We start from the raw sequence: 12,803 nt of genomic DNA on the forward strand, positions 1-12,803 counted from the left end.
GGCGCCGCAGCAGCGCGCCGATCCGTTTTGAACCAGGAAGACCGGCCGTGTAGAGCCGGCATCGGGGAAGTCAAACATGTTCCGTCGTCATGCCCTGGGTGGCGTGAGCGTGGTCGCCTTGCAGCTCATGCTGCTGCAACCGGCCACGATCGCGCGCGCCGAGACCGAGAAGGAATTGCCGTCCGTCACCGTCGACGCGCCGCGTGCAGCACCACAACGGACCGTGCGCAAGCCGGTTGTGCAGGCCGCCTCCGTCCGCCCCCGCGCGCCGAAGCCGGCCGGCGCATCCGTGGCCGGCAGCTCCGGGCCGGGAGGAGCGGTGTCCGACCCAGCCTCGGCTGTCGGCGCCGCCCGCAACCAGCTCAGCCAGTCGCCGTCCGGCCAGACCGCAACCACCATCGACCGCAGCCGCTACGATGACCGGCCTGCGTTTTCCGTCGGCGACATCCTGCGCGAAAGCCCCGGTGTTTCGCTCAAGCAGGGCAACGGACCGCGCGATCTCGGCATCTCGATCCGAGGCTCCAACGCCCGCAACGGCTTCGGCATCCGCAACATCGCGCTGTTCGAGGATGGCTTTCCCGTCACGCAGCCGGACGGGCTGTCGCGCAGCGACCTGATCGATCCCCACGCCTATGGCGCGGTCGACGTCATCCGCGGCCCGTCCTCGGCGCTCTACGGCAACTATGCGACCGGAGGCGCCATCAACTTCCGCACCCGTCCGGGCGGCAGCATCGACGGCGCGGAGATCGGCAGCGAGGGCGGCAGCTTCGGCTATCTCAGCAACTACATGACCTTCGGCAAGAAGGTCGGCAATTTCGAGGGCTCGTTGTTCACCAGCGACGTCCGCGGCGACGGCTATCTCGGCAACGGCTGGTTCAACACCCAGACGGTCAACTTCCTCGGCACCTACAAGGCGACGCCGGATGACCGCTTCACGGTCAAGATCATCAACAACGACCTGTTTACGCGGCTGCCGATTCGATACACGCTGAGCCAGTACTATCAGAACCCATATCAGCAGGGCTGCACCACGAGAACGTCTATGGCGGCCGGCTGCGCGACCGTCGGGCTCAACAAGAACGGAATCAATACGCTCGGTGGGGTTGATCAGAAGACCGCGTTGCAGGCGGGGCTCGGCCGCAACGATCGACGCACGATCGTCGGCGGCCGCTGGGAGCACGACTTCGACAACGACACGACCTGGCGCAACCAGTTCGTGTTCGACGATCGCAACATCAGCCAGCCGACCGGATCGACCAGCGCGATCGGCGACTATCCGTCCTACAACTACATGAGCGACATCACCAAGAGGGGAGAGATCTTCGGGCTGGAATCGACCGCCTTCTTCGGCGCGTTCTACAACACGCTGACCGCGTCCGGAGATACGCGCTTCGTCGTGCCCGGCGGCAACGCAGCGCTCGGCGGCCTCTCGGCCAACACCTGGAGCGAGACCACCAACTACGGCCTGCGAGCCCGCGAGGAGCTGAAGCTGACGGCGGCGCTGACGGCGGTGGCCGGTCTCGGCTGGGAGCGCACCCATCTGCGCGGCGTGAACACCGCCTACACCTACAGCGGGACGGCAACGACGACCACGATCACGACGGCGGACCGGCAGTTCGACAATCTCGCCCCCGAGCTGGCACTGCTCTACAGGGTGAATAGCGATTGGCTGCTGCGGGCCCGCGTCGCCACCGGGTACGGCACGCCGCAGGTCTCCAACCTGTTCGTGCTGCCGACCGGCGATTTCGGCAACAACACGCAGCTGAAGTCGCAGACCAATCTGGGCTACGACGTGGGGTTCGACTGGACGCCGAACCGGTCTCTGACCCTCAGCGCGACGGGCTTCTACGAGTTCTTCCGCAACGAGATCGTCACCCAGGCCGTCACAGGGACGCAGAACACGTCCTACACCTTCAACGCACCGCGTTCGGAGCATCGCGGCGTCGAATTGGCGGCCGATTGGCGGGTCCTGCCGGGCTGGCGGTTCACCGCTGCCTACACCTACCTCGACCAAGTCTACACCGAGTATTCTGAGAACCTTGTGAACGGCAGCAACCTGTTCGGCTTCAACCGCGCCGGCAACAAGATCCCCGGCATCTCGCCGAACGAGCTGACCGCGCGGCTCGGCTACGATCACGACAGCGGGCGGTTCGCGGGACTTGGTGCGTTCGTCGAGGTCCAGTGGAAGGACTCGTTCTATATGGACAATGCGAATTTGCTGAAGGCGCCGGGCTACGAGCTCGTCAATCTGAACGTTCACTACAAGACCGAGCTTGCCTCTGACACGTTCAAGTCGATGAACGTCTTCTTCGAAGTCCGCAATGTGTTCGACCGCGCTTACATCGCCTCCGCGAACAATCTGCAGAATACGGTGACGGGCGCCGGCGTGCAGGGACTGGCAGGCACGGGAACGATCTACGCCGGCTCGCCGCGCGCGTTCCTGGCCGGGATGAAGGTGGCATTCCGATGAGGACCGAAATGACAAGGATCGCACGGCTTCGGAGCGGGCTCGTCGGGCTGGCGATCGCCATGCTTTGTCCGCTCACCGCCCGAGCCCAGATGGCGCACCAGCACGGGTCGGAGGCGGCATGCGAGGGCACCGAGCTCCGATGCGCCACCAAGGTGACGCCATTCTTCGCTGAAGACGGCAAGCTCTGGCTCGTCTGGATGGCCGGAGGACGGGTGTCGGTGGCGAGCTCGACCGACGGCGGGAAAACGTATTCCGCCGCCGCGACGGTCACCGAGCAGCAGCTCAATCTCGACTGGGGGCCTGATGCCCGGCCGAAGCTGGTGGTCGATCGCAAAGGCGTTATAGCGGTGGCGTTCTCGATCTTCCGCGACCAGGCGTTCAACGGGCAGGTGCTGTACTCCAGGTCGGAGGATGGCGGCAAGAGCTTCGCGGCGCCCCGTCCGATCACGTCGAACAACGAAAGCCAGCGCTTCGAGGCGCTGGCGCTGGACCAGGATGGCACCGTCTTCGTGGCGTGGCTCGACAAGCGCAACCGGGTGCCGGCCAAGGCCGCAGGGCGCTCGTACGAGGGTGCGGCATTGTACTTCTCCTCGTCGCGCGATGGCGGCGCCACCTATGCCGAAGCGACGCTGGCCCAGGACAACACCTGCGAATGTTGCCGGCTCGGCGTTGCCTTCGCGGGGCCGGGACGTCCGGTGGTGATGTTCCGCAACATCTTCGAAGGCAGCGTGCGCGACCACGCCGTGATCACGTTCAGCGACCTCGGCACCCCCGGCGAGGTCTACCGGGTCAGCACCGATGATTGGCAGATCAAGGCCTGCCCGCATCAGGGTCCGAGCCTGACCGTGGCGCCGACCGGCACCTATCATGTCGCCTGGTTCACCAGCGGCAAGGTTCGCAAGGGGCTGTTCTACGCGCATTCGCGCGACGGCGGCCGGACGTTCTCGGAACCGATGGCGATCGGCCAGGCCGACCGCAATCCGACGCGACCCTATATGCTCGCGACCCAGGACACCACGACGCTGGTGTGGAAGGAGTTCGACGGCGAGCGCACCACGGTGATGGTGATGCAATCCCGCGACGATGGCGAGACGTGGTCGAAGCCGCGCGCGCTTGCCAGCACGGACAATGCGTCGGATCATCCGCTGCTGGTCGCCCATGGCAGGCAGATCTTCCTGTCCTGGATGACCAAGTCGGACGGCTATCGGTTGCAGCCGATCGGAGATGAATCATGACACGCGCATTCGCCGCCCTTGCGATCTTTGGTCTCGTCGCCTTGACGGCGTCGAGCACCGCAGCTCCACCGTCGCTGAAGCCGTTCGAGCGCGGCACCTGGCGCGAGGTGCTGCGGGCCCATGCGGGTCGTCCGACACTGATCCATTTCTGGGGCGTCACCTGCGGCCCCTGCAAGATCGAGCTGCCGCAGCTCGGCAAGTTCATGTCCGATCATCCCGAGATCGACGTGGTCACCGTCAGCGCCGACCTGGTGCCGAATCTGGATGCCGCGACCCAGGCCATGCTGGACAAGGCCGGTCTCACCACCGCGGAGAACTTCATCTTCAACGACGGTTACGTCGAGCGCCTCCGGTTCGAGATCGATCCGTCCTGGCAGGGCGACATCCCGCGCACGATGCTCGTGACCCGCGAGGGCGTGGTCTCGACCATCGAAGGCAGCGCCGAGATCAGCGATCTCGACAAATGGTCGTCGGAGCAGGGGCGGGGGCACTAAGGCGTCTAGGGCGCGCGGGATCCTGCCCGGGCGCCCAGTGCGAGCCTCGTCACGGCGGCGTGCGCCGTTCATCCTCCACTTCAGCGGAACCGGTAAATTGATTGGGAATCCGGCGGCTTAGCCGCCTTTTTTCAAACCCAGCCTTGTGTTTTGCCGCCTGATCCGGTTTGACTGCGCCAGCCCGAACCGAATCTTGAAGGCCTCGCCCATGCGTCTGTCGCGGTTTTTCCTACCCATTCTGAAAGAAAATCCGAAGGAAGCCGAGATCGTCTCGCATCGTCTGATGCTGCGCGCGGGCATGCTGCGGCAGGAGGCGGCCGGCATCTATGCCTGGCTGCCGCTGGGCTTCAAGGTGCTGAAGAAGATCGAGCAGATCGTGCGCGAGGAGCAGAACCGCGCCGGTGCGCTGGAACTGCTGATGCCGACGCTGCAGCTCGCCGACCTCTGGCGCGAGAGCGGCCGCTACGACGCCTATGGGCCGGAGATGCTGCGCATCAGCGACCGCAACAAGCGTGAGTTGCTGTACGGGCCGACCAACGAGGAAATGATCACGGAAATCTTCCGTGCCTATGTGAAGTCCTACCGCAATTTGCCGCTCAATCTCTATCATATCCAATGGAAATTCCGCGACGAGCAGCGTCCGCGCTTCGGCGTGATGCGCGGCCGCGAGTTCCTGATGAAGGACGCCTATTCGTTCGATCTCGACGAAGCCGGCGCGCGGCGCGCCTACAACAAGATGTTCGTCGCCTACTTGCGCACCTTCGCGCGGATGGGCCTGAAGGGCATCCCGATGCGCGCCGAGACCGGTCCAATCGGCGGCGATCTCAGCCATGAATTCATCGTGCTCGCTGAGACCGGTGAATCCGGCGTCTACTGCGACCGTGACGTGCTCGACCTGCCGATCCCGCCGGCCTCCGTCGACTATGACGGCGACCTGACCCCGATCATCAAGCAATGGACCTCGCTCTATGCGGCGACCGAGGACGTCCATGACGCGGCCCGCTTCGAGGCCGAGGTGCCGGCCGAGCGGCGGGTCCATACCCGCGGCATCGAGGTCGGCCAGATCTTCTATTTCGGCACCAAATATTCCGAGCCGATGAAGGCCCTGGTCGCCGGCCCAGAGGGGGCGGAGGTCACCGTCCACGGTGGCTCCTATGGCGTCGGCGTGTCACGGCTGGCTGGTGCGATCATCGAGGCCTGTCACGACGAGGCCGGCATCAAATGGCCGGAGGAGGTCGCCCCGTTCCGCGCCGTCATCCTCAACCTGAAGCAGGGCGGCTCCGACACCGATGCCGCTTGCGAGCAGCTCTATCGCGATCTGCTCGCCAAGGGGGTCGACGTGCTCTACGACGACACCGAGCAGCGCGCCGGCGGCAAGTTCGCCACGGCGGACCTGATCGGCATCCCCTGGCAGATCATGGTCGGACCCAAGAGCCTTGCCGAAGGCAAGGTCGAGGTGAAGACCCGCAGCGACGGCGCCCGCCAGATGATGTCCCCGGCGGACGTCGTGGCACGGCTCGGCGGCGGGACATTGGCTGGCTGAGGCGCTCGTTCGATCATCGGATTATCCACCGGGGCTGCCCGCCCCTTCAGGCCAATCCGGCCACATTCGGCCCGAATCATGGGATGATCGCACAATGGATGACGCCATGACCGAACCGGTGCAGACCACCACTCCCTTCGCTCCCTTCGAGTGGATGCTGTCGGGGCGCTATCTGCGTGCGCGCCGCAGGGAGGGGTTCATCTCCGTGATCGCGGGGTTCTCCTTCCTCGGCATCATGCTGGGTGTCGCCACCCTGATCATCGTGATGGCGGTCATGAACGGCTTCCGCAAGGAACTGCTCGACAAGATCCTCGGTCTGAACGGGCATCTGCTGGTGCAGCCGCTGGAGTCGCCGCTCACCGACTGGAAGGACGTCTCGGAGCGGATCGCGCAGGTGCAGGGCATCCGCCTCGCCGCGCCGGTGGTCGACGGACAAGGTCTCGGCTCGTCGCCCTTCAATGCGTCCGGCGTGTTCATCCGCGGCATTCGCGCGCAGGACCTCACGAACCTGACGTCGATCGCCAAGAACATCAAGCAGGGCTCGCTGGAAGGTTTCGACGAAGGCCAGGGCGTCGCGATCGGCCGCCGGCTTGCCGACCAATTGTCGCTGCATGCCGGCGACAGCATCACTCTGGTCGCCCCGAAGGGCGCCGTGACGCCGATGGGCACCACGCCGCGCATCAAGCCCTACAAGATCGCGGCGGTGTTCGAGATCGGGATGTCCGAATACGACGCCAGCTTCGTCTTCATGCCGCTGGCCGAAGCGCAGGCCTATTTCAACCGCAACAACGACGTCACCGCGATCGAGATCTTCACCAGCAATCCCGACAAGGTGGAGGAGTTTCGCAAGACGGTGACGGAGGCGGCCGGCCGCCCGATTTTTCTCGTCGACTGGCGCCAGCGCAACTCGACATTCTTCAATGCGCTGCAGGTCGAGCGCAACGTGATGTTCCTGATCCTGACCTTGATCGTGCTGGTCGCCGCGCTCAACATCGTTTCGGGACTGATCATGCTGGTCAAGGACAAGGGCCAGGACATCGCCGTGCTGCGCACCATGGGGGCTTCGCAGGGGGCGATCATGCGGATATTCCTGATCACCGGCGCTTCGATCGGGGTGGTCGGCACGCTCACCGGATTTGTCGTCGGCCTCCTGATCTCGATGAACATCGATTCGATCAGGAAGTTTCTGTCCTGGCTGACGAGCACCGATCTGTTTCCCAATGAGCTCTATTTCCTGTCGAAGCTGCCGGCTGAGATCGATGCCGGCGAGACTGCGGCCGTTCTGATCATGGCCTTGACCCTGTCTTTCCTGGCTACGCTGTATCCATCCTGGCGCGCGGCCCGATTAGACCCGGTCGAAGCGCTTCGCTACGAGTGAGGCGCTGATGGAAGAGCAGGGGGCAGAGGATGTGCCGGTCGTTTATCTCCACGAGATCAAGCGGCGGTACATGCAGGGCGAGCAGCAGCTGACCATTCTCGACGGGGCCAAGCTGGCGCTGTGGGCCGGGCAATCGGTGGCGCTGGTGGCGCCGTCGGGCTCAGGCAAGTCGACATTGCTGCACATCGCGGGCCTCCTGGAGAGCCCCGACGAGGGCGAGGTCTATGTCGGGGGCGTGCCGACGTCGCAGCTCACCGATATCGAGCGCACCCAGATGCGCAGGACCGACATCGGTTTCGTCTACCAGTCGCACCGGCTGCTGCCGGAGTTCACGGCGCTGGAGAACGTGATGCTGCCGCAGATGATCCGCGGCTTGAAACGGTCCGAGACGGTGAAGCGGGCGACCGAGATCCTGGCCTATCTCGGGCTCGGCGAGCGGATCAAGCACCGCCCGGCCGAACTCTCCGGCGGCGAGCAGCAACGCGTCGCGATCGCGCGTGCGGTCGCCAATGCGCCGCGTGCGCTGCTGGCGGACGAGCCGACCGGCAATCTCGATCCTGCCACCGCCGATCACGTCTTTCACGCGCTGATGCAGCTCGTGAAGGCCACGCGGGTCGCGATGCTGATCGCGACCCACAACATGGAGCTGGCCGGCCGCATGGACCGGCGCGTCTCCATCGTCGGCGGCAAGGTCGTCGAGCTGGATTGAGGTCGCAGTCAGGGCCTGATCACCGTCATCTGGAATGGCTCGCGATGAGCGGCGGCATGGGCGACCGCGTCGTTGGCATGATCGAGGTCGAAACAGGTGGGCTCGAACTGCGCGAGCTCGAGCAGCCCGGCCCGGATCAGCGCGACCATCCTGACCGCAGCATCCGGCGGATACATCCAGACGCCGTGGATCGTGATGCAGTCGCGCATGATCCAGGGATAGGGCAGATCGAGACCCGCTCCGCCCAGCATCCCGACGCCGCCCATCAGCACTACGCGCCCATAGGGACGCACGGTCATCACGGCCGACCGCACGACCTGGGTCGTCACCGACGGCGGCATGATGTCGAGCACGCAGTCGATCGGGCCTGGCGCGGCGCGCTTCATGCGCTCGGTGTCCTCGCTCTCGTCGCCGGAGAGTCTGACCGGGTGGACGCGGGGGCCGAACCGGCGCTTCAGCTCCGCCAGCATGGCCTCGTTGCGGCCGGGGGCGACGACCGCAGCGGCGCCCATGGCGAGCGCCACCGCAACCGCGGCGCTGCCGAACCGGCCGGTGGCGCCGCTGACCAGGACGGTCTCGCCCGCCTGCAGATGGGCGGCAAGAAAGCCGCCATAGGGCACGAGCAGGGTGCCGAGCGCGCACCACCGTGCCGCGTCGTTAGCGTCGATGGCCCCGATCGGCTTGGCGTTCTCCGTCGGCACGCGCATGCGCTCGGCAAACGAGCCGTGCCGGAAATGCTGTTGCAGCTTCAGCCCGCCCGGTCCGCGCGCGCTCAGGCCCTGCAGGGTGATGTCAGGGGCGAGGGCTGTGTCACGCGAGCGCACGGTTGGATCGCAGTACACCCAGTCGCCGATCGCGAGATGCGTCGCATCGGGGCCGAGGGCGCTGATCCGGCCGATGCCCCCGGTCCCCGGGATGACCGGCAGGTCCAGCAGGTACTTCCGCTCGCCGCTGAAAACCTCGTTGGCATAGGACAGCACGCCGGCCGCGGCGACGTCGACGATGACCTCGCCGGTGCCGAGCACGGGGTCTTCGACACGCTCGATCTCGAGCGGCGATCCAAATCGTTTGAGTACGGCGGCCTTCATGGTGCTTCTCCATTTCGCGATGGCGAGGCTGCAGCCTGCCGGTCTATGCTCCGCGCAGGAAGGCCTGGTATTATCCTAGGATTGGGCAAGCCCAGGCTGGCAAGCCGCCTCGAAAGCAAACCATGAGGGATCCAGCGCATGAGTGATCAGCGCCATGCCGAGCTCGGCAACTTCCTGCGCTCGCGGCGCGAGAAGCTGACGCCGCAGGCGGTCGGACTCGCGACCGGGCGGCGGCGACGCACCGCAGGGCTGCGGCGGGAGGAAGTGGCCGAGCTCGCCGGCATCGGCGTTGACTGGTACATCCGAATCGAGCAGGGCCGGGCGGTGAAGCCGTCCTCCTCGACCATCGATGCGCTGGCGCGCGCCCTGCGCCTGAGCCGAACCGAGCATGCTCATCTCAAGGCGCTGGTGCGCGATCCCACGCGCAAGCCGTTCGTGCGCGAGCAGGTGCCGCTGCGACTGCGCGAGCTCGTGCAGAGTCTGAACCAGCCGGCCTATATCTCCGGACGGCGGTGGGACGTGCTGGCCTGGAATGCCGCGGCGGACGAGATCTTCGGCTTCTCGCAACTCGCCGACGACGAGCGCAACACGCTGGTGCTGATGCTGTGCAAGCCCGGCGTGCGCCGGCTGTTCGGTGCGCAATGGAAGGAGCTGGCCCAGCGCATGGTCGCGCAGTTTCGCGCGACCTATGATCTGTGGGCGGGCGATCCCGCCTTCGTCGATCTGATCGCGCGGCTGCGGCACGGCAGCCGCGAGTTCGATGGCCTGTGGGCGGCGCACGACATCAACCCGCTCGCTGCGGGCGAGAAGCTGCTCGAGCACCCGAAGAAGGGCCGCGTGAGGCTGCGATACGCGACGTTCCAGTCCAACGACGATCCCGCGCTGAAGCTGGCGATCTACTACATGTGATGATGACGAGCGCGCGTTCGGCATCGCCCGGCAGGCATCATACAATCGACTGCTTTGCGGATGATGATGCTACGCATTCGCAGGACCCATCGTGCTGCCCCGAAGAATCCACGACTGGGACGCCAGAAGGTTCGTTACGTGACCGGGAGTTTCCCGATCACGATTTTGCCGTCGCTCGTATTGTGGCCATGGATGGACGACGGCCACGACTCCTCCATACATCTTATTAGTTGTTTGTTCATGTTGCCGGCAAAGCCTTTGAAAACAGGCCTTTGCACCCAATCCCATAAAAGCCGGAAAGAATGGTTCTGATCTGCACATCGGTTTGATGTCGGCGGAGCGAATGCGGGTGGCATAGTCGCTTCGTCGCGCTGCATGTTTTTCGCAGGGAACCAGAGGGCCTGGGGACTTTGGGACAGAAGCTACGGAGTTCGATGATGAAGACGCTTTTCGGCGCAACGGTGGGGCTCGGCGCAATCGCGGCGGCGACGTCTGCATTCGCAGCTGATCTTCCAATGAAGAAGGGACCGTACACCAAGGCGCCGCCCGCCGTCGTGGCGACGGTGTATGACTGGAGCGGCTTCTATGTCGGCTTCAACGCCGGCGGCGGTTCCAGCCGGGATTGCTGGAATCTGGTTTCGAACGCCGGCGTGGCGGTGAACCCGGCCGCTAATCGTGAGGGCTGTTCCGGCGGTGGCGGCGCGGCCGTCGGCGGCCAGGTCGGCTACCGCTACCAGATGGCCAACTGGGTGTTCGGCGTCGAGGCGCAGGGCGACTGGGCCAACTTCAAGGGCACCAATCGCAACCTGATTCTTCCCAATGTGAGCGACCGGTCACGCACCAACGGCTTCGGCCTGTTCACCGGCCAGGTCGGCTATGCCTTCGACAACATTCTCGGCTACATCAAGGGCGGTGCGGCGGTCGTCGGCGATCGCTACGACACCTTCACCACGGGCACCAACGTGATGCTCGATCGCGCCAACACGACGCGTTGGGGCGGCACGATCGGTGCCGGCATCGAATATGGCTTCGCGCCGAACTGGTCGGTCGGTGTCGAGTATGATCACATCTTCCTGGGCAACAAGAACCTGAACTTCGTCGCCGCGGCCGGCGCGCCAGCGATGACTCATCGCATCAAGCAGGATGTCGACATCGGACTCGTGAAGCTGAACTACAAGTTCGGTCCGGGTTTCGGGATGATGCGCTGACGCAACGTCACCCTCGATTGCTCCGGTTCGTCGAAGCCGCGGCTTCGACGAACCTTGATGCTACGGCCTGAGACGGCAACGCGTCGCGTTGAAGGCGGGGACGGGTCAGTCCTCTTCGAACACGAACGGGTTGGGGAACGGCGCGTAGGGATTGGGCGCCAGCGGACGCGGCTTGATCCGCTGCCTGTGCGGATACGGATAGGGCGTCGCGCGCGGGTCATTGCTGACGCCGGCGAAATAGGGATTCGCGATGCAGTTCAGCAGGCGTCCCGACGCCGTCGCCTGGCATTGCGCGTAAGTGTCGAAGGTGCAGTGGCTCAAGCCCGGAAACTCGTCACCCTGCAGGCAGAACGCATGTCTGACACCGACGGCGTGAGCCGGGGCATGGGTTGCGACCACGAGGCCGGCTGCAGCCAGGGCCGCGAATAACACCTCACGCATCAACGATCTCCCTTCATCCCTTCGATGACCAGAACGCGGGTGCATCATGGCGAAGCACTGGCGCGGCCCTGACGTGTGTAGTCGGTCGGCTCTCGATTGCAAGCTGGAAAGTTCCATCAACACACTGTGATTACAGATTAATTTCCCGACATGTCTCCCGGCCTTTCAGCAGCGAGCTGTGACCGAGCGGCTACAGCAATTGTGGCGCAGATCGTTAAGAGGTGCGGCTGGCCTGGGGGCCAAATGAGACGAGACTGGACCTGTGATGAAGAAACTTCTGTTGACGACGACGGCGCTCGTGGTGCTGGCCTCGCCGGCGCTTGCTGCGGATCTCGCCGCGCGTCCCTACACGAAGGCACCGCCGCCGGTGATGGCTGCGATCTATGACTGGAGCGGCTTCTACATCGGCGTGAACGGTGGCGGCGGCTGGAGCGAGAATACCTGGGATCTGGTCGGCGGCGGCCGCGAAGGCTCGCATGATGCATCCGGCGGCACCGTCGGTGGCCAGGTCGGCTATCGCTGGCAGATGGGCCAGATCGTGTTCGGCGTCGAGGCGCAGGGTAACTGGGCCGACCTCACCGGCGACAATCAGAGCGCGCTGTTCGGAACGCGTAACCGCACCAAGACCGATGCGTTCGGCCTGTTCACCGGCCAGGTCGGCTACGCCATCAACAACGTGCTGCTCTACGCCAAGGGCGGTGCGGCCGTGACCAGCAACAAGTACACGATCACCAATGCGGCGACCGGCGCGTTCCTCGCCTCAAACGACGACACGCGCTGGGGCGGCGTGGTCGGTGCCGGCGTCGAATACGGCTTTGCGCCGAACTGGTCGCTGGGCGTCGAGTACGATCATCTGTTCATGGACCGCCAGACCGTCAGCTTCGGCGCGCTCGGCTCCGACAGCATCAAGCAGGACGTCGATCTGTTCACCGCCCGCCTGAACTACCGTTTCGGTGGCCCGGTCGCGACGCGCTACTGAGTCGATCCCGCCCGATCGGCGGATTGGAGAGCCCCGGCGTTCGCGCCGGGGCTTTTGTTTGAGGGCCGGATTAACCATTTGCGGCGCCGGCGCCGCGACGGGCCGATCAGCGCGCTTGACCTGAGAACAGAAAAGGAACATTGTTCTTCATATGTTCTGACTCAGGGAGGTCCCGATGCTGAAGGTTTTCGTTCAAGAAGCCGCCGCGCTGGCGTCGATCACGCTGTTCGTCGGCATGATCGCGCTCTGGGCGCAAATCATTCCACAGCTTTAGTTTTCCGAGCGCGTTGGCTGGGGACAAGGCAGGCGAGGGCGCCGGACTTACCGATGGGCCTCCGATATGATGCGG

The 12,803-nt window shown here is 64.9% G+C and carries 11 protein-coding genes; 9 read left to right on the forward strand and 2 right to left on the reverse strand.

From position 1 onward, the window contains the following. Positions 1-76: 76 nt before the first annotated feature. From ACQR10_RS17635 to ACQR10_RS17660, 6 genes are all read left to right on the forward strand, one after another. Positions 77-2,470 carry a TonB-dependent receptor family protein gene (locus tag ACQR10_RS17635; protein WP_316217864.1) on the forward strand — a complete coding sequence of 798 codons (2,394 nt, stop codon included), beginning with the start codon at positions 77-79 and terminating at the stop codon, positions 2,468-2,470. An 8-nt stretch (positions 2,471-2,478) separates the two neighbouring features. Continuing rightward, entirely contained in the window at positions 2,479-3,705 is a 1,227-nt protein-coding gene (locus ACQR10_RS17640; RefSeq protein WP_434912026.1) for a sialidase family protein, read from the forward strand. Then, positions 3,702-4,199 carry a TlpA family protein disulfide reductase gene (locus ACQR10_RS17645; protein ID WP_315799717.1) on the forward strand — a complete coding sequence of 166 codons (498 nt, stop codon included), beginning with the start codon at positions 3,702-3,704 and terminating at the stop codon, positions 4,197-4,199. The genes ACQR10_RS17640 and ACQR10_RS17645 overlap by 4 nt, the downstream gene beginning before the upstream one ends. A gap of 208 nt (positions 4,200-4,407) precedes the next feature. Continuing rightward, complete coding sequence (gene proS, locus ACQR10_RS17650) at positions 4,408-5,742, forward strand: proline--tRNA ligase (RefSeq protein WP_316217865.1); 1,335 nt, start codon at positions 4,408-4,410, stop codon at positions 5,740-5,742. A 94-nt stretch (positions 5,743-5,836) separates the two neighbouring features. Next, entirely contained in the window at positions 5,837-7,120 is a 1,284-nt protein-coding gene (locus ACQR10_RS17655; protein ID WP_315711581.1) for a lipoprotein-releasing ABC transporter permease subunit, read from the forward strand. Positions 7,121-7,127: 7 nt separating this feature from the next. Then, positions 7,128-7,829, forward strand: a complete 702-nt coding sequence (locus tag ACQR10_RS17660; RefSeq protein WP_316181324.1) for an ABC transporter ATP-binding protein — start codon at positions 7,128-7,130, stop codon at positions 7,827-7,829. Between the two features lie 8 nt (positions 7,830-7,837). Here the strand turns inward: ACQR10_RS17660 and ACQR10_RS17665 are convergent, their stop codons facing one another. Then, the gene (locus ACQR10_RS17665; RefSeq protein WP_316217866.1) at positions 7,838-8,917 is read right to left on the reverse strand and encodes a zinc-binding alcohol dehydrogenase family protein; all 1,080 of its coding nucleotides are present in this window, start codon (positions 8,915-8,917) and stop codon (positions 7,838-7,840) included. 138 nt (positions 8,918-9,055) lie between these two features. Here ACQR10_RS17665 and ACQR10_RS17670 point away from each other — a divergent pair, with 138 nt between their 5' ends. Next, positions 9,056-9,826, forward strand: a complete 771-nt coding sequence (locus ACQR10_RS17670; RefSeq protein ID WP_316217867.1) for a helix-turn-helix transcriptional regulator — start codon at positions 9,056-9,058, stop codon at positions 9,824-9,826. 434 nt (positions 9,827-10,260) lie between these two features. Beyond that, the gene (locus ACQR10_RS17675; protein ID WP_434864011.1) at positions 10,261-11,034 is read left to right on the forward strand and encodes an outer membrane protein; all 774 of its coding nucleotides are present in this window, start codon (positions 10,261-10,263) and stop codon (positions 11,032-11,034) included. Positions 11,035-11,139: 105 nt separating this feature from the next. On the opposite strand, the gene ACQR10_RS17680 is transcribed toward ACQR10_RS17675, so the two are convergent. Next, positions 11,140-11,475 (reverse strand): DUF3551 domain-containing protein, encoded by a 336-nt coding sequence (locus ACQR10_RS17680; RefSeq protein ID WP_316217869.1) that lies wholly within the window; start codon positions 11,473-11,475, stop codon positions 11,140-11,142. Between the two features lie 265 nt (positions 11,476-11,740). Here ACQR10_RS17680 and ACQR10_RS17685 point away from each other — a divergent pair, with 265 nt between their 5' ends. Continuing rightward, positions 11,741-12,454 carry an outer membrane protein gene (locus ACQR10_RS17685; protein WP_315711588.1) on the forward strand — a complete coding sequence of 238 codons (714 nt, stop codon included), beginning with the start codon at positions 11,741-11,743 and terminating at the stop codon, positions 12,452-12,454. The last annotated feature ends 349 nt before the right edge of the window (positions 12,455-12,803 follow it).

Source organism: Bradyrhizobium sp. HKCCYLRH2060 (assembly GCF_051168135.1).
Classification (GTDB): domain Bacteria; phylum Pseudomonadota; class Alphaproteobacteria; order Rhizobiales; family Xanthobacteraceae; genus Bradyrhizobium.